The organism is Ruegeria sp. BHSA123, assembly GCF_059613425.1.
In genome coordinates, this window is the sequence record NZ_JBXWSL010000012.1 from 89,562 (window position 1) to 106,102 (window position 16,541).

Here is a 16,541-nt window from a genome sequence, read left to right on the forward strand (position 1 = left end):
AAACTTCTCGATCTAGATGTGGAATATTGAGATATTCCCTGCCAAATCGACCTGAAGACGTCGAAGCACACAATCAGCATGTCGCATTACATAGCCTCCAACGTGTGGGTGAGGCCGTTTCGGATGTGATCTTCCAACAGTTTCTTGGCCGTGTCAGCGTCTCTGGCCAGCGCGGCATCGAACATGCCCTTGTGTTCCTTGACGGCCTCTTCGCCGCGATATGTCAGCACCAGCATCTGATACCGCAGATACTTGTCGTAGATGATCGAGTGCAGAGACAGAAGGTTCTTGGAGTTGCAGGCCGCGATCATCGCTTGGTGAAACTCCCAATCATATCGTTTCCAGGTTTCTTTCTCGGACTCGTCGCCCTTGAGAAGCTGCTGTTCCATCAGGTGCAGTTTGTGGTGTGCGGCAACGAGGTTGCCTTCCCAGTCCGTGTCGCCATTCGCAATGGACAACTCTAACGCGTGGCATTCCAACAGAACGCGCAGCTCTGAAATCTCGGTCAGGTCTTCTCGTGAAACTGGCGTGACCAGAAAACCCCGTTGCTCGGGAGCTTCGACAAATCCATCGCTGGCGAGCCGGTTCAGCGTTTCACGAAGTGTCGAAAGGCTTGCCGAGTAGCGTTCCTTCAGGGCGTCCAGCTTCAGTTTGGAGCCGGGCTGCAACTCCCCGAAGATGATGTCCCGCTTGATGCGCTGATAGGTACTTGCACCTATCGTAGACGGCTGTTTCGCCATGCGTTTCACCCGATATTATCAGTTTTCTCGTTCAATTAGCATTTTTCAGAGACATCAGCAATCCAAACTGATGTATGGTAAAAATAAAAATATCATACATTATTGCGGAATCGCGAAAACCCCAATACGGTCGTGGCCAAGTTGGGCAAAGCAGCCCGATCGCAATCATCGGTTTCGGGATTTTCCGGACCCTCCGGAAGGAAGCAAAGTGTCTAAGAACTTTCGCATTGCCATTGTCGGCATTGGCCTTGTTGGACGCCGCCACGCAGACGCTATACGAGCGTTGCGCCATGTTGATCTCGTCGCGGTGGTCGACCCCAGCGATGAAGGCCGTGCTTACGCCGTTGAGCACGGGGTCGCATGTTACGAAACCCTCGAGGAAATGTTTGCAATTCAGACGCCGGACGGAGCTGTTCTTGCGACCCCGACCACGCTTCATGTTGAACAAGGCCTCACGTGTGTTCGACATGGTTGTCCCGTTCTTGTCGAAAAACCGATCGCCGTGGAAGCCACCACTGCACTGGAGCTTGTCCAAGCAGCGGAGAAGGCCAATGTGCCAATGATGGTCGGACATCATCGCAGACACAATCCTCTGATCAGGGCGGCTAAGGAAGCCATTGTCGATGGGAAGATTGGAGATGTGCGCGCTGTCCATGCGAATTGCTGGTTTTATAAGCCAGACGAATATTTTGATGCTGCGCCCTGGCGAAAGAAACCCGGCGCAGGGCCCATCTCGGTCAATCTTGTCCACGATGTGGATCTGCTGCGGTACCTGGCCGGAGAAGTCATGACCGTACAGGCGCGGTCGGCTGCATCGCAGCGGGGTTACGACAACGAAGATGTTGCCGGTGCTCTGTTGACGTTCGAAAGCGGAGCGATAGGAACCATAAGTGTGTCCGACAGCATCGTTGCTCCATGGAGCTGGGAGATGACGTCTCAGGAATATCCAATCTATCCTTCGACCACAGAGAGTAGCTATATGATCGGTGGCTCTCATGGTTCGTTGTCCGTTCCCGATCTTCGCCTGTGGAGTTACCAGAGTGAGCAACGGGACTGGTGGACGCCTATCTCATCGACCGCGCTGAAGAAGGGTGCGTCTGACCCTTTGGTCAATCAGCTCAGGCACTTTATTGAAGTAGCTCGGCACGAAGCAGTGCCGATTGTGTCTGGATGGGAAGGTTTTAAAACACTCCAAGTTATTGAAGCTATTCAGAATTCTTGCAGAACAGGTGAAACGGTCAGAATCAAAAACTTACAAAAAACACCAATGGTAGATATGACGGCAGTATAAAATATCTGATATTTTGCAAAAAATCTTGCAAAATTTCCAAAATAGGTCAAAACTCTGAATCGCAAAAAAGAAGCATCATGATGTCTCAGGGAGGAGCAAAGTGATTACCAAACTTACCCGCCGGGCTGCTGTATCAGCCCTTGTTGCAACCGGTGTTCTGTTTGGCGCGACAAGCGGTGCGCTGGCGGAAGACAAAGTGCAACTTCGCCTCGCAACATCAGGATCGGAGACCGACCAGCGCTCGGTCGCTATGGCCGAGGTTTTCGCGCCCATGGTCGCTGATTTCGCAAGCTACGAGCCCAGCTATAATGGAACCATCTTTGCCCAAGGCACCGAGTTGGACGCCATCAGCCGGGGTAACCTGGAAATGTCGATCACCTCGGCGCAGGAACTGGCACAGTTCTTCCCCGAGTTTTCGATCTTTACCGCAGGCTATGTCCACCAGGACGCCGCGCATCAGGTAGCTGTCTTCAACGATCCCTTGATGGATGCCTTTAAGCAGAAGGCCGAAGAAGAACTAGGCGTCAAACTGCTGTCGGTCATGTATCTGGGCCGTCGTCAGGTGAACCTGCGCCAGCCCAAGGATGAGCTGACAGTCACGACGCCCGCAGACTTGGAAGGCGTGAATCTGCGGATGCCGGGCACCGACGCATGGCAGTTCCTTGGCAAGGCGCTGGGTGCCGCGCCGACACCGATGGCCTTCTCCGAAGTCTATACCGCGCTGTCGACCGGTGCCGTTGACGGGCAGGATAACCCGTTGCCGACCGTCGTTGACGCCAAGTTCTATGAAGTGACCAATCAGATCGTCCTGACATCGCATCTGGTCGACCTGAACTATATAGCCATCGGCAAAGAAGTTTGGGACGGGCTGACACCGGAACAGCAAGCTAAGGTTCAGGAAGCTGCGGACGCAGCAGCTGAATCAGGCCGCCAGAAGCAGCTTCAGAAAGAAGAGGATCTTGTCAGCTTCCTGAAAGAGCAGGGCATGGAGATTTACGAACCCGATCTCGCTGCGTTCCGCGATCAGGTACAGTCTATGTATCTGGACAGCGAATTCGCTGGCTCATGGCCCGAAGGCGTTCTGGATCAGATCAACGCTCTGGGCAACTGAACCCAGTAAGACAGGGGAGGGAGAACCATAATGAAGGCCATTATGAAGGGGTTCTCCCGACTGACCGAAGCGATTGCCGGCGGGATGCTGGCGGCAATCTTCCTTATCTTCCTTCTCCAAATTCTACTACGGTACTTCTTCACCCCAGCAGGCTGGACGCTGGAATTGATCGGCATTCTTTGGGTCTGGGTGATTTTCTTCAGCTGCGCTTTCATCGTGCGCGAACGGGATCACGTGAAGTTCGACATCATCTATCTTTCGGTGCCGATGCGCGTACGGCAGGTCTTTGCGATGCTGGCGGCCGCAGCGATCGTAGTCGGTATGCTCTACAGCTTCCTTCCGACGTGGGACTACATCGACTGGATGAAAATCCGCAAGACATCGACTGTCCGCAATCCGTTCTCCGGTGAGAAGATACCGCTGCGCACAGTATTCTCGATTTACGCGGTATTCATGCTGGTCGTCGCAGCGCGCTACGCGTGGCTATTCTTCGACGTCATGCGCAATGGCCCACCAAAGACAGAGTTGGAACTGGTCGTTGGGTACAACGTGGTTGACGATCATCCCCGTGTCGACGTCGAAAAGGATGAGGAAGTTAAAAAATGAGTTTTGAACTTCTTTCCTGCCTGCTCGCTCTCTTTCTTCTGGCAGGCATCGGGACACCTATCGGCTATTCCATCCTCCTGGCCTCATTAGTGTACCTGGGCACGGCCGGACTGGACGTCGCCCTCGCGGGCGAGAAGATCCTGCAAGGCTTTTACAAAAGCACGATCCTGCTTGCCGTGCCTTTGTTCATCGTCGCCGCGAATATCATGAACGCTGGATCGATCACGGACCGTCTTTTGAACTTCTGCGTCGCTGCTGTCGGTCGTTTCAAGGGCGGCCTCGGGCACGTAAACGTGGTAGCGTCACTGATCTTTTCGGGTATGTCCGGCTCGGCCGTCGCGGATGCTGCGGGGATCGGGAAGATCATCATTGAAATGATGACCAAGGATGGCCGCTACAGCCGAGGCTACGCAGCTGCAATCACGGCAGCGTCGGCAACGATCGGCCCTATTATTCCGCCCTCTATCCCGATGGTTTTGTACGCGCTCGTTTCCAAGGCCTCCATCGGGTCGCTGTTTCTCGCCGGTATTCTGCCGGGCCTGATCATGGGCGTCGTCCTCATGGCGATGAACTATTATCTGGCCGGAAAGCGGAACTTTGCATTGGAAGAACCTGTTCCACTGCGCGAGTTGCCGGCTAAAACCGCCAACGCATTTCCGGCACTGCTGATGCCCGCAATCCTGCTATACGGCATATATGGGGGCGTCACCACTCCGACCGAAGCTGCCGCCGTAGCTGCATTCTACGCCCTGCTACTGGCAGCGTTGTTCTACCGAGCGCTGACCTTTCGCGGCCTTTATCAGGTGTTCGTCGACAGTGCGCGCTCTTCCGCAGCCGTCGGGGTTGTCATTGGTGGCGCGTTCATTCTGAACTTCATCGTCATTCAGGAGCAAATTCCTCAGTCTATCTCGGCGCTGCTGGAGGGTTCCGATGTTAGCCCGATTGTGTTCCTGATCCTCGTAAACCTGCTGATCCTCGCGCTGGGATGCGTGTTAGACGCAACAACGATCATCCTGGTGATTGTGCCCCTGTTCATTCCAACCTGCGAAGCGCTTGGGATTGATCTGGTGCATTTCGGGGTGCTGGTCGTCGTGAACTCGATGATCGGTCTGATCACGCCGCCCTATGGCATTCTGCTCTTTGTGATCAACGCCGTGACGGACATTCCGCTACGCGAAATCATCTCGGAAATCTGGGCCTTCCTCGCGGTTCTCATCTTCGCCCTGGTGATCATGATACTGATGCCTGATTTGGTCCTGTGGTTGCCGCGTATGTTTGGATATCAGGGATAATGTGCCTCTCGGTTTCGACAACGTCGATCCCCGGTGATCTGGCCGAAAAGCTGAGTGCTATCGCTGACGCGGGATTCGGGGGTGTCGAATTACACGAACCGGACTTGACCGCTTTTGACGGGCCGCCATCGCAAATTCGGAACATAGCATCAGATCTCGGCCTGAAGATTTGCCTGCTGCAACCTTTCCATAACCTTGAAGGCCAGTCTGGCGGCGGACGGGAGCGCGCCTTTGATCGACTGAAGCGCAAACTCGACCTGATGAGCGAGTTGGGTACGGATCTGCTGCTAATTGGGTCCGCATTCGAGGTCGATGCCGCTGCGACCGAAGAACAGGTAATCGCAGATCTTGGCGAGGCGGCCGAAATAGCAAAGGCAATGGGGTTGCGTCTGGCCTATATGGGCTTGCCATGGTCGGATCTTATTCACTCGGATGAACAGGCGTTAGGCGTCGTTGAAGCTATCGACAGCCCTTATTTGGGGTTGGCCTTGAATTCCTTCTTCTCGCTTGCCGACGGGTCCAAACCAGCCCGCCTTCGGGACATTCCTGGAGATCGGCTGTTCCATGTGCAGCTATCCGATGCACCCCGACTTGAGATGGATATTCGCAGGCTCAAACGGCACTTTGGGCTTCTGCCGGGGCTTGGGTCACTGAACCTTGCGGGCTTTGTGCGGGTGTTGTCCCGCGCTGGGTACAAGGGGCCTTGGTCCATTGCGCGTGTCAATGAAGCAGCTCCTCAACCCGGTGGCCTGACACTGGCCCGAGACAGCTACAGGTCGCTGGTGAACCTGTTAGATGAGGTTTCCCGGACCGAACCGGGAACAGATTTCGGCATCCCGGACCTGCCGGAACGCGTCTATGCGTCAGGCTTCGAATTCGTCGAATTTACAGCCGACGAAACAAGCGGCGCGCAGCTGGCAGATATGCTGTCAGCAATGTGTTTTCGAATGGAGCGAAAACACGTAACCAAGTCCGTCGAGCTGTGGCGGCAGGGCGCGATAAACATCGTTGTGAATACCGAAAAGGAAGGTTTCGCCCATTCGGCGTTCCTGGGTCACGGCCCCTCCGTGTGTGACATGGGGTTGCGTGTCAAAGATGCGGATCAGACGGTTCAGCGAGCGACCGCGTTGGGCGCGCCGAATTTCTCACAACCGGTAGGGACTGGGGAACTGGACATCCCGGCCATTCGAGGTGTTGGTGGCAATGTTGTCCATTTCATAGATGAGAAATCCGATCTGCATCGGGTTTGGGACATCGAGTTCGAGCCAGTCGCCAAGACCAAAGCGATCCAGCCTGCCGGTCTGCGCCGCATCGACCATCTGGCGCAGACGATGCGTAACGATGAGATGCAAAGCTGGCTGCTCTATTACATTTCGACTTTTGAGATGGCAAAGTCCCCGATCGTAAACGTTGCCGACCCATCAGGTGTTGTGCAAAGCCAAGCCATCGAGAGCCCCGAGGGCGAAGTGCGTTTAAACCTGAATGGTGCAGTTGGGCGTCGAACACTGGCGGCTTCATTCCTTGAAGACGGTTTTGGTGCCGGTGTTCAGCACATAGCCTTCCAGTCGGACGACATATTTGAAACCTCAGCCCAATTGCGGAAGTCCGGCTTTCCCAGCCTGTCCATCCCAGAAAACTACTACGCTGATCTGCAAGCGACATTCGGGTTAAGTGAAGACCTGATCGCCCAAATGCGCAGGGATAACATTCTCTACGACCGCGCAGCGGGTTCCGAGTATTTTCAGATCTACAGCCGACCTATCTTTAACGGCTTCTTCTTTGAAATTGTTGAGCGCCGATCTGGCTACTCCGGCTACGGCGCGCGCAATGCTGCGTTCCGATTGGCGGCCCAAGCGCGACACCACATGGCGGAAGGAACAACCTGATATGAAGGCGGCACTAATCGGCCAAGGTATTGCTGGCTCCATGACGCCTGAGATGCACGAGGCAGAAGGTCGGGCGCAGGGTATCGATCTGAGCTACGGTAGGATCGACACTGCAAAAGAGCCATTTCGTGGAATGTCGGTCGCTGATTTACTGCATTATTCCGTTGAATTAGGCTGCGCGGCGGTCAACGTGACGCATCCCTACAAAGCATCAGTCATTGATCATCTTGATGAGCTTTCCAAGACTGCTGAGGAGCTTCAAGCTGTCAACGCGGTGGTTTTTTGTGACGACCGAATGGTTGGCCACAACACCGACTACATAGGTTTCCACAGTGCCTTCGGAGATTTTTTGGGATCATCGAAGACTGAAACGGTTCTCATGTTTGGAGCTGGTGGCGCGGGCAGTGCAGTCTCTTTGGCTTTGCTTGATTCAGGTGTTCGAGACCTGGAGATAATCGATCCTGACTTCCACCGAGCGCAGGCGCTGGTCAGTCGACTAGAGGTCTTGCGCCCTTATGCAAAGATTCAGGGTTCCCCTTCGATTTCGTTGGATCGGATCGAACTTGTGGACGGAGTGGTCAACGCAACACCACTTGGAATGGGCAAGTACCCCGGAACAGTCATTGAACCATCCCTGTTGCGGCCCGATGCATGGGTGGCAGACATCGTATATTTCCCGCTTGAGACACACCTACTGAGCAGGGGCCGCGCAACTGGGTTGAAAGTGATGAATGGTGCTGGAATGGCGGTTCATCAGGCTGCAGCGTCTTTTGAAATCTTCACCGGCTGCACCGCCTCAATCAGTCGCCTTCAAAACGTTTTCGATTCACTTCGTCAGCAGCGCATGCGCGAGTTTAGAGGTGCAACGGTATGACAAACGACGAACAAGCAATCCGCCAATGGTGGCGCACATCCATCATTGACATGAAACCCGGTAAGATCGCGTTTCGTGGCAACGCAATAGAGGATCTGATCGGGAACGTTTCTTTTCCGCAAATGATCTGGCTGATGGTGCGGGGTGATCTGCCCAGCGACGCACAAGCGCGTCTGTTCGAAGCCGCTTTGGTCGCAGGCGTGGATCACGGCCCACAGGCCCCCTCAATCGCGGCGGCGCGCATGGCTGCCACCTGCGGGGTAGGTCTCAATAATGCGATGGCGACTGCGGTGAACATGCTGGGCGATGTGCATGGCGGGGCAGGGGAGCAATGCGCCGAGCTGTATTATGATATCTCGGAACGCATGAATGCTGGGGCATCGCTGATTAATGCTGTTCAGGACGGTCTGGACAGCTGGCGCGAGACGTACGGCAAGATCGTCTCGGGCTTTGGCCACCGTTTTCACAAGCCCGTCGACCCGCGCGCGCCCAGGCTGATGCAACTTGTTCGTGATGCAGCGACAGAAGGTACAGTTTCTGGCCGCTTTGCCGATATCGGAGAAGAGGTTCAGTCCGAACTCGGTCGTCAACGCGGCGGTCGGCCGATTGCCATGAATATCGATGGTGCAACAGCCGTGATCTTCTGCGAACTTGGCTTTCCTGCGCCCTTGTCGCGAGGGCTGTTCTGCCTGTCCCGCTCGGTCGGAATACTTGCCCATGCGTGGGAGCAGATGGGTCAGGGCGGTCGGAACAAAGGGCCCATGCCCCCGAATTACTTACCCCACTACGAAGACAGGAATGATGACACGTGAGACATCGAAATCCTTCCGGGTCGGCCTTATCGGCTGTGGTCGTATCAGCGATATTTATCTAAAAACACTCTCCAATTTCTCAAACGTCGAGGTCGTCGCCTGCGCCAGCCTCGATCCTTTGGAAAGCCGCGCCAAGGCGGATCAATACGGCATCTCCAAGGCCTGCACACCGGATGAGGTGTTCGATGACCCGACGATTGACTGCGTTCTGAACCTGACGATCCCGGCAGCCCATGCCGACATCAGCCTGCGCGCCTTGGAGGCGGGCAAGCACGTCTATTCGGAAAAACCACTGGTCATGAACCGGACGGATGGCAAGGCGATTCTGTACGCGGCCGCCGAAAAGGGGCTGCTGGTCGGTTGCGCGCCCGACACGTTTCTGGGCGGTCGCTGGCAAACCGTTCGGCGCTTGATAGACGAAGGCGCAATCGGGAAACCAACTGGGGTATTTGCCCATGTCGGAACCCACGGGACGGAACGCCATCATCCCAATCCGGATTTCTACTATCAGGCGGGTGGTGGGCCATTGCTGGACCTTGGGCCTTACTACCTGACCGCCATGATCTGCTGTCTTGGTCCCGTTGATCGGGTCGCCGGAATGGCACGACGCACATTCGACAAGCGGATGATCGAGAATGGTCCCCGAAACGGGGAATGGATGGATGTCGAGGTCGACACGCATTCGCTTAGCCTGTTGCAGTTCTCATCCGGCGCCATCGGGTCGATGACAATGAGTTTCGACGTCTGGGACAGCGAAACCCCGCGCTTCGAGATCTATGGTGAAAACGGAACCATCAGCATTCCGGATCCTGACCCGGTGCATGGTGCCAATATCTTTCAAGGCGATGTTTGGCTGAAGACGCGCGAAACCTCGCGCTGGTCACATCAGCCCCGTCCAACAGGTCGCGAAGACTGGCCGGTGGTCGAGAACAAACACGGGTTCAACGAAGACAGCCGCGGCTTAGGCCTTTTGGACCTTGCTCTGGCCACACAGGAAGGGCGTCAGCCCCGTGCCAGTGGCGCGCTTGCCTACCATGTGTTCGAGGTCATGGACGCGATTGAACGGGCACCGAAATTCGGAGCCTATCAGACCATAGAAAGCCGGTGCGAGGCACCGAAGCCTCTGCCGGTCAATTTCCTGCAAGATGAGCGGAAGGAGCTGGCTCATGCCGGTTAAAAAACTCGACTTTGCGCTACCTTTCTTTGACGTCCAGCACATCACTGATGAACAGATTTCCGTCGAGGGCCGTGCAATCGTTCTTAACCTTGGCGAACGGGGCCTCTTGATCGAGGATCAAGCCGTTGCGCCACTTTCGTCCGTGATTGTACAAAATAGCGTTTTGCACGGTGTGGAGCGCGCGGTGATCGTCCATGGCTTTGATGCCCACGGCGATGACGGCCAGCTGTTTGCAAAGGTGAAAAACACGTGGCCGTCTGCTTTTGACGTCCGGCAAGAGGAGCGTTTGCGCGGTGTCAGCCATTACATGTCGCCAAAGGTCTTCGTCGGTAACGTCGGGCTGACCATGTATCACTCGGGTTCGGTTCCGCTGAATGTCGGATTGCACATGGATCATCCGTTCTGCCCCGTACCGGGGTTTCGCGAAGTGCATACGCAAATCGTTGGCTTTGGCAAAATGCAGCAATGCCGGGAACGGGACGTTGAAACCCTTTATCTCGAAGAGTTCATGGCCCCGGGCACGACGCACAAGCCGATGTATGACACCGAAGGCAACTATCCCTGGCATCAATACGAGACGATTACCCCCAGCATCTTCATGGCGGTGGAAATCCTGCCCGAGGGCGCACGGGTCCCGGAAATGGAGGTTCAGAATGGCTGAGAGACTTCTGCCCGAAAACCTGAATTTTGACGGTCCTTTCCCCCGGTTGTCGCGCCGTTTGCGCCTGGGCGTTGTTGGCGGAGGGCGGATATCTGTCACGCAAGCAACGGCCGCGCGGATGACCGACCGGTGGGAGGTCGCCGCAGGTGCGCTCAGTTCTGACGCCGCGCGCAGCAAGGCGCGCGGGGCCGAGTGGTTTCTGCCGGCAGACCGGTGCTATGCGTCGTTCGAGGAGATGGCGCAGGCTGAGGCAGCGCGTCCGGATGGCGTGGATGCCGTGATGATCACCACTCCGAACGACGTTCATTTCGACGCGGCCAAAGCGTTTCTGGAGGCGGGCATTGACGTGCTGTGCGACAAGCCCCTGACCAATGAAGTCGCCGAGGCCGAGGGGCTTGAGGAGATCACCGCGCGCACCGGGCAGGTCTTTGCCGTCGGCTATGCGATGTCGTGCTTTCCGGTAATCCGGCAGGCGAAACAGATCGTGGCCGATGGCGGTATCGGCAAGATCAACCAGATCCATGTTGAGTTCATGCAAGACTGGATGACGCCCGAAGATGTGGCCGATGCGCCTCATGTAAAGTGGCGGCTGGATCCCAAGATTTCAGGCCCGACCAGTTGTGTCGGCGATATCGGCACCCATGCCGCGCATCTCGCCAGTTTTGTCTCGGGCCTGCCGATGACCGACCTGCGGGCCGAGTTCCACGTCTGCGGCGCGTCAAAGCCTTTGGAAGACACGGTATTCATGTTCACCAGCTATCAAAACGAGGTTCCGGGAACCCTGATGGCAACGCGCCTTGCCCCCGGAAACCGGGGCGGGTTGCGGTTGCGCATATTCGGGAGCGAAGGAGGTCTCGAGTGGGATTTGGAGAAGTCCGAGCAGCTGAAGTTCAATCGGTTTGGTGAACCGGATCGTATTATCAGCCGAGGTCACGGGCATGGCATCGGCCCCGGTGCAGAACGACTGATCCGTACCGCACGGGGTTTTCCGGAGGGGATTATCGAAGCCTGGGCCAACTTATATACGGAATTTGCCATGGGGGTGGCTGCCCGCCGGGATGGTGTCCCGGTTCCGGCTGATTGGCTTACTTATCCCAGTGTCGATCAAGGTGCAGACGGCGTGCGTTTCATTGGTGCCTCGGTCCGGTCACACCAATCCGGCGGTGATTGGGTCACAGTTTAAAACATAAATCCGAGCAGTTGGAAAACGCCCGTGGCATCGCCCGGGCGTTTCTATTTTCAGAGCAGCATTCAGAGTTGATATTTTAAAAAATATCAGATATTTTTTACTACGTGTGATGAATTTGAGATTCGCAGACACGTGGAGCTGTCGTTCATGGTGAAACCCGATGAGGCTGGCGCAAGCCCCTCTCTTTATTCCTTGGCGCATCTGACGCTGATCGGCTGCACGCCGCCCGAGTTGGTTTATATCGCCGCCCGGGCCGGTTACGATGCCGTCAGCCCGCGGTTCATTCCGATGCACGTGCCCGGTGAATTTACTCAGTCTCCAATCGACAAGGCGCAGGTGCAGGCCACAAAAACGGCTCTCTCTACCACCGGGGTGAAAGTCCTCGATGTCGAGCTTGCGCGCATCACGGAAGATGTCGATCCGCGCAGTTTTGAGCCCTCGTTGGAGATCGGAGGGGAACTCGGCGCCAAACGCATGATCATGAGCGCATGGACCAACGCCCGCGATGATCGTGACTTTCTGATCGACGTCTATTCCGAAACCTGCGAACTGGCAGCGCCCTACGGGTTAACGGTGGACTTGGAGTTTCCGAGCTTCTCCCGCTTGCGCACGCTGGATGAAGCACTGGACATTGTCCGCGCCTCTGATCAGCCCAACGGCGGTATTCTGGTTGATACGCTCTACCTGCACCTCAGCCGCGTAGATCTTGGTGAGCTGTTGCACGTTCCCTCGGACCTGTTTCACTTCCTGCATATCTCTGATTGCCTGCCCGGCATCGCCGATACGCGTGAGGGCATGATCCAACTGGCCCGCGATGCGCGGCTATATCCCGGTGAGGGATGGATCGATTTCACCGGCATCATCGAACGGATGCCACCCGTCGACTATTCCATCGAACTGCCCAACCAAAGCCGCGTGGCCGAGTTGGGATATGAAGAACACGCGCGTCGCTGTCTCAGCCACGCCAAGCGAACATTCGGCGAGGCGCGGTCACAGCGTCGTATGCACGATGCAGCAATTCCAAAACACCAAGAGGATCACCATGGGCAAAGAGCTCACTGAAAACGATCGCAACATGGCGGCCGATATGCTGGAACGCGCCCGCGCCGCCATGGCCGAGATTGAGGATTGGGATCAGGACAGGCTGAACCGCCTGTCCCAAGCAATCGCGTGGTATGCGGGGAACGAGAAAACTTTCACGCGCCTGGCCCAGCAAGGCGTGGACGAAAGCGGCATCGGAGATCGCGAAGGGCGTCCAGCGAAACGGTTCAAAATCCACATGGTACTGCGTGATGTCTTGCGCACGCCCTCGACGGGGATCGTCGAAGTCGACGAAGAAAAGGGGCTCGTGAAATACGCCAAACCTGCCGGTGTGATCGCGTCTCTGATCCCCATGACCAATCCAGCAATGACACCGCCAGTGACCGGCGTGTCCGCCGCAAATGCCCGGAATGCGGTCATCTTCAGCCCGCACCCGCGAACCGCTCACACGACCTTTGAAATGGTCGAAGTCATGCGTGCAGCTTGTCGTGCTGCCGGTGCTCCCGAGGACTTGTTTCAGTCCATTCGCAAACCGTCGATACCATTGACGCAACATCTGATGGAGATCTGCGACCTGACTTTGGCGACGGGAGGCAAGCCCATGGTCAAAGCAGCGTACAGTTCAGGGCGTCCAGCCTATGGTGTCGGCGCGGGCAATTCATCCATCGTCATCGATGAGACAGCCGACTTGGACATCGCCGCTCAGAACACCCGAATTTCCAAGACGTCTGACTTTGGTTCGGGTTGTTCGGCCGACGGTAACATCATCATCCAGCGCTCGGTTTACGACGATATGGTCAAGGCGCTTGAGGCCGAAGGTGGATACCTGTGTTCGGACGAAGAGAAGGCCATGCTCGAAGAGGCCATGTGGGACGAAAAGGGCAACCGCACGTTTCCGACCATCGCCTGTCCGCCTCAGCAAACGGCCAAGGTCGCCGGGTTCTCGATCCCAGAAGATCGCAAATTCCTGATGGTTGAAAATCAGGGGCAAATCGGGCCGCAGCACAAGTTTTCGAAGGAAAAACTGACAACGCTGATGGCGCTATATCACTTCGACACATTCGATGACGCGCTGGAAACGGTTAGCCAGATTTACAACACCGGGGGCAAGGGCCATTCCTGCGGCATCTACAGCCACAATGACGATCACATCGATCGGTTGGCGCGCCTGGCTCCGGTCAGCCGTATGATGGTGCGACAGCCTCAGTCCAAGGCCAACGCGGGTGCCTGGACCAATGGCATGCCAATGACCAGCAGCCTTGGTTGCGGCATCTGGGGCGGAAACATCACGAATGAAAATGTCACCATGAAACACATGATGAACTACACCTGGGTCAGCCGTCCGATCCCCGAGGATCGCCCCTCGGAGCCGGACCTGTTCGGTGAGTTCTACGGACAGGAGGTCGCGTGATGGACGGAGCGAAACTGGACGGCAAAACCGTTGCCGAGCACATCGTAGACTTTCTCGAACGCCGTGAGGTCAAGCATGTGTTCGGGCTTTGTGGCCATACGAATATCGCGGTTCTGGCCGCTCTGGCCGAAAGCCCGATTGATTTCGTTACCGTGCGGCACGAACAAATCGCCAGTCACGCGGCGGACGCTTATGCCCGCGTGACGGGCAAGGCCTCGGTGGTGTTGTCCCATCTCTCCCCGGGGCTTACCAATTGCGCCACCGGGGTCGCCAACGCGGCACTGGACTGTATCCCGATGGTGGTGATCGCAGGCGATATTCCCACGCATTACTACGGCAAACATCCGCATCAAGAGGTGAACCTGCACGCGGACGCCGCCCAGTGGGAAATCTATCGCCCCTTTGTCAAACGTGCATGGCGGGTAGATCGGGCTGACCTGATGGCCGAGATCCTGGAAAAGGCGTTTCATCTGGCCGAAAGCGGACAGCCCGGCCCGGTGCTGGTCAACGTGCCGATGGACATCTTCTCGGAAGTCATCCCCTCGGACAGCTTCGACCGTATTCTCGACAACACGCGCGCGCTCAAGAAACCGTCGATTGACGATGAAACGGCACGCGAGATTGTCGAAGCCTTGGCAAGGGCCGAAAACCCGGTCGCTTATGTCGGCGGCGGTATCCTTCTGGCTCAGGCCAGCGAGGAGTTGCGCGACTTCGTTGAACATATGGGCCTGCCGGTCGCGCATTCCCTGATGGGCAAGGGCGCATTGCGGGACGACCATCCGCTGGTGTTGGGCATGACCGGGTTTTGGGGCACCGAGCTGGTCAACCAGTCCTGCCTGAATGCGGATTACATCTTTGCCGTCGGCACTCGGTTCAAAGAGGCCGATTGCTCCAGCTGGTATCCCGGCTACACGTTTAACATCCCCGGTTCCAAGGTCATTCATATCGACATCGAACCGCAAGAGATTGGACGGAACTATCCCACCGAGATCGGAGTCGTTGCTGACGCCAAGGCCGCTTTGCGAGTCGTCAACCGGGTTGCCCGCGAGATGTATCCTGAGGGCTTCAAACGCCCCGCGCTGGAACAGAAGATCACCGACTTCCGAACGAACTTCAAAGCGCGCAACGTGGACATGGCGACCTCGTCGTCCTTTCCGATGATGCCCGAACGTATTTTGGCAGATACCCGCAAGGCACTGCCCGAGGATGCCATTATCACTACGGACGTGGGATGGAACAAGAACGGCGTCGGACAACAATTCGATATCCTGGCACCCGGTTCAATCCTGACCCCGGGTGGATTCGCGACGATGGGCTTTGGCCCTCCGGGAGCGATCGGCGCAAAACTGGCAGCCCCTGACCGTGTGGTGATAAGTCTTGTTGGCGATGGGGGGTTCGGTCAGAACCCGTCGATGCTGGCAACCGCGGTCGAGCTTGATCTGGGCATCATCTGGCTGGTTATGAACAACAACGCCTTCGGCACTATCGCGGGCCTTCAAAAGGCGCATTACGGTCTGACATACGGGACCACGTTCCCTGGATCAGCCGCAGCTCCAGCAAACGGACCGGGTTATGCAGATATTGCAAGAGCTTATGGTGCAGAAGGGCACAGGCTCAGTGCTGCTGATGAATTGTTGCCCGCATTGGAAGCGGCAATCGCCAGCGGCAAACCAACCGTTCTTGATGTCCCAATGATCAACAACCCAACACCAACGACCGGACATTGGAACATCTTGGACATATACTCACCGGACAAAGAGGTATCTCACGTCGCGACTTGACGAAACTGGGCGCGTTCAGACGCGCCCAGTTTCTTGTGTCAATGCTCATCCGTGTTCGAGCAAATATCAACAGCTCCGTCGCGGCGCGGTCATCGTTGTTGTGTGTCTGAACTTTTTTGTTGGTTAGTTATTCTCAACGAAGCACGTGAGATAATGTCAAATTGCAATAACGCTGAAGTATGTGCGTTCTTAGCGTCCAAGTTTTCTCTCTCGCAGCGAATGGCAGATTCGACGGGATGCGTCGCAGCATCACCAACAGGCGGCCAACGGCATCTGTGGGTGGCTCCTGCATTGCAAGAGTTTTTTGGCGATTTCTGCGGTCGATTTCGTCAGTACTGTCGTCTGTCCGGCCTGTTCGTGCGGTGGTGTTCCGCTGGCCCTGATGAATTCCGCGAGCGAGGTTCCAATCGGCTTATCGGCCTCGGAAGAGGGCCGCTGCCATTCCCGGAGTGTCCTTGCTCTTGGTTGACTTACTTCCGCATCATCACTTCAACGTCTTGCATCTCGTGGGCAGTCGGTGTGGTTAGAACGCCGGCTGCCGTGAGCAGCCTCATCTGACTGGTCCGATTTGATTGTTAGTGCATCATCGGCCTGTGATCCATCGGGATGATGGTTTCAGGTGCTGGCGGGCGATAGCCCAGTGCACTGTGGGGGCGTTTTGTGTTGTAG

At 56.3% G+C, this 16,541-nt stretch carries 14 protein-coding genes; 13 read left to right on the forward strand and 1 reads right to left on the reverse strand.

Annotation, left to right across the window (positions count from 1 at the left end; translation table 11 throughout):
- Positions 1-86 precede the first annotated feature (86 nt).
- On the reverse strand, positions 87-740 hold the full coding sequence (locus tag AC2FNC_RS09220) for a GntR family transcriptional regulator (protein WP_170328650.1): 654 nt from the start codon (positions 738-740) through the stop codon (positions 87-89).
- On the opposite strand from AC2FNC_RS09220, the gene AC2FNC_RS09225 reads away from it, so the two are divergent.
- The 13 genes from AC2FNC_RS09225 to AC2FNC_RS09285 all read left to right on the forward strand — a co-directional run bounded on the left by AC2FNC_RS09225 (position 739) and on the right by AC2FNC_RS09285 (position 15,872).
- The gene (locus AC2FNC_RS09225) at positions 739-2,031 is read left to right on the forward strand and encodes a Gfo/Idh/MocA family protein (protein ID WP_496715137.1); all 1,293 of its coding nucleotides are present in this window, start codon (positions 739-741) and stop codon (positions 2,029-2,031) included. The genes AC2FNC_RS09220 and AC2FNC_RS09225 overlap by 2 nt on opposite strands.
- A 100-nt stretch (positions 2,032-2,131) precedes the next feature.
- Entirely contained in the window at positions 2,132-3,142 is a 1,011-nt protein-coding gene (locus AC2FNC_RS09230) for a sialic acid TRAP transporter substrate-binding protein SiaP (RefSeq protein ID WP_480483577.1), read from the forward strand.
- A gap of 30 nt (positions 3,143-3,172) precedes the next feature.
- On the forward strand, positions 3,173-3,748 hold the full coding sequence (locus AC2FNC_RS09235; protein ID WP_480520424.1) for a TRAP transporter small permease: 576 nt from the start codon (positions 3,173-3,175) through the stop codon (positions 3,746-3,748).
- On the forward strand, positions 3,745-5,040 hold the full coding sequence (locus AC2FNC_RS09240) for a TRAP transporter large permease (protein ID WP_170753386.1): 1,296 nt from the start codon (positions 3,745-3,747) through the stop codon (positions 5,038-5,040). The genes AC2FNC_RS09235 and AC2FNC_RS09240 overlap by 4 nt, the downstream gene beginning before the upstream one ends.
- A complete protein-coding gene (locus AC2FNC_RS09245) occupies positions 5,040-6,926 on the forward strand; it encodes a bifunctional sugar phosphate isomerase/epimerase/4-hydroxyphenylpyruvate dioxygenase family protein (RefSeq protein WP_480607549.1) in 1,887 nt (628 codons plus the stop codon). The genes AC2FNC_RS09240 and AC2FNC_RS09245 overlap by 1 nt, the downstream gene beginning before the upstream one ends.
- The gene (locus AC2FNC_RS09250; RefSeq protein ID WP_496715138.1) at positions 6,868-7,800 is read left to right on the forward strand and encodes a shikimate dehydrogenase; all 933 of its coding nucleotides are present in this window, start codon (positions 6,868-6,870) and stop codon (positions 7,798-7,800) included. The genes AC2FNC_RS09245 and AC2FNC_RS09250 overlap by 59 nt, the downstream gene beginning before the upstream one ends.
- The gene (locus tag AC2FNC_RS09255; protein ID WP_480520418.1) at positions 7,797-8,612 is read left to right on the forward strand and encodes a citryl-CoA lyase; all 816 of its coding nucleotides are present in this window, start codon (positions 7,797-7,799) and stop codon (positions 8,610-8,612) included. Before AC2FNC_RS09250 ends, AC2FNC_RS09255 begins: the two co-directional genes overlap by 4 nt.
- The gene (locus AC2FNC_RS09260) at positions 8,602-9,789 is read left to right on the forward strand and encodes a Gfo/Idh/MocA family protein (protein WP_480520416.1); all 1,188 of its coding nucleotides are present in this window, start codon (positions 8,602-8,604) and stop codon (positions 9,787-9,789) included. Before AC2FNC_RS09255 ends, AC2FNC_RS09260 begins: the two co-directional genes overlap by 11 nt.
- Positions 9,779-10,450, forward strand: a complete 672-nt coding sequence (locus AC2FNC_RS09265) for a hypothetical protein (protein ID WP_480520414.1) — start codon at positions 9,779-9,781, stop codon at positions 10,448-10,450. The genes AC2FNC_RS09260 and AC2FNC_RS09265 overlap by 11 nt, the downstream gene beginning before the upstream one ends.
- Positions 10,443-11,633 carry a Gfo/Idh/MocA family protein gene (locus tag AC2FNC_RS09270; protein WP_496715139.1) on the forward strand — a complete coding sequence of 397 codons (1,191 nt, stop codon included), beginning with the start codon at positions 10,443-10,445 and terminating at the stop codon, positions 11,631-11,633. Before AC2FNC_RS09265 ends, AC2FNC_RS09270 begins: the two co-directional genes overlap by 8 nt.
- Before the next feature lie 153 nt (positions 11,634-11,786).
- The gene (locus tag AC2FNC_RS09275; RefSeq protein WP_480520410.1) at positions 11,787-12,701 is read left to right on the forward strand and encodes a sugar phosphate isomerase/epimerase family protein; all 915 of its coding nucleotides are present in this window, start codon (positions 11,787-11,789) and stop codon (positions 12,699-12,701) included.
- Positions 12,682-14,091 carry an aldehyde dehydrogenase family protein gene (locus AC2FNC_RS09280; protein WP_480554963.1) on the forward strand — a complete coding sequence of 470 codons (1,410 nt, stop codon included), beginning with the start codon at positions 12,682-12,684 and terminating at the stop codon, positions 14,089-14,091. Before AC2FNC_RS09275 ends, AC2FNC_RS09280 begins: the two co-directional genes overlap by 20 nt.
- Positions 14,091-15,872 carry a thiamine pyrophosphate-binding protein gene (locus tag AC2FNC_RS09285; RefSeq protein ID WP_480520406.1) on the forward strand — a complete coding sequence of 594 codons (1,782 nt, stop codon included), beginning with the start codon at positions 14,091-14,093 and terminating at the stop codon, positions 15,870-15,872. Before AC2FNC_RS09280 ends, AC2FNC_RS09285 begins: the two co-directional genes overlap by 1 nt.
- Positions 15,873-16,541: the final 669 nt, after the last annotated feature.

Bases quoted from the DNA above. Each gene is read 5' to 3' on its own strand.
- AC2FNC_RS09265 (WP_480520414.1), top strand. From the start codon at position 9,779: ATGCCGGTTAAAAAACTCGACTTTGCGCTACCTTTCTTTGACGTCCAG.
- AC2FNC_RS09220 (WP_170328650.1), bottom strand. From the start codon at position 740: ATGGCGAAACAGCCGTCTACGATAGGTGCAAGTACCTATCAGCGCATC.
- AC2FNC_RS09240 (WP_170753386.1), top strand. From the start codon at position 3,745: ATGAGTTTTGAACTTCTTTCCTGCCTGCTCGCTCTCTTTCTTCTGGCA.
- AC2FNC_RS09250 (WP_496715138.1), top strand. From the start codon at position 6,868: ATGCTGCGTTCCGATTGGCGGCCCAAGCGCGACACCACATGGCGGAAG.
- AC2FNC_RS09275 (WP_480520410.1), top strand. From the start codon at position 11,787: ATGGTGAAACCCGATGAGGCTGGCGCAAGCCCCTCTCTTTATTCCTTG.
- AC2FNC_RS09260 (WP_480520416.1), top strand. From the start codon at position 8,602: ATGACACGTGAGACATCGAAATCCTTCCGGGTCGGCCTTATCGGCTGT.
- AC2FNC_RS09235 (WP_480520424.1), top strand. From the start codon at position 3,173: ATGAAGGCCATTATGAAGGGGTTCTCCCGACTGACCGAAGCGATTGCC.
- AC2FNC_RS09270 (WP_496715139.1), top strand. From the start codon at position 10,443: ATGGCTGAGAGACTTCTGCCCGAAAACCTGAATTTTGACGGTCCTTTC.
- AC2FNC_RS09280 (WP_480554963.1), top strand. From the start codon at position 12,682: ATGGGCAAAGAGCTCACTGAAAACGATCGCAACATGGCGGCCGATATG.
- AC2FNC_RS09225 (WP_496715137.1), top strand. From the start codon at position 739: ATGCGTTTCACCCGATATTATCAGTTTTCTCGTTCAATTAGCATTTTT.
- AC2FNC_RS09255 (WP_480520418.1), top strand. From the start codon at position 7,797: ATGACAAACGACGAACAAGCAATCCGCCAATGGTGGCGCACATCCATC.
- AC2FNC_RS09285 (WP_480520406.1), top strand. From the start codon at position 14,091: ATGGACGGAGCGAAACTGGACGGCAAAACCGTTGCCGAGCACATCGTA.
- AC2FNC_RS09245 (WP_480607549.1), top strand. From the start codon at position 5,040: ATGTGCCTCTCGGTTTCGACAACGTCGATCCCCGGTGATCTGGCCGAA.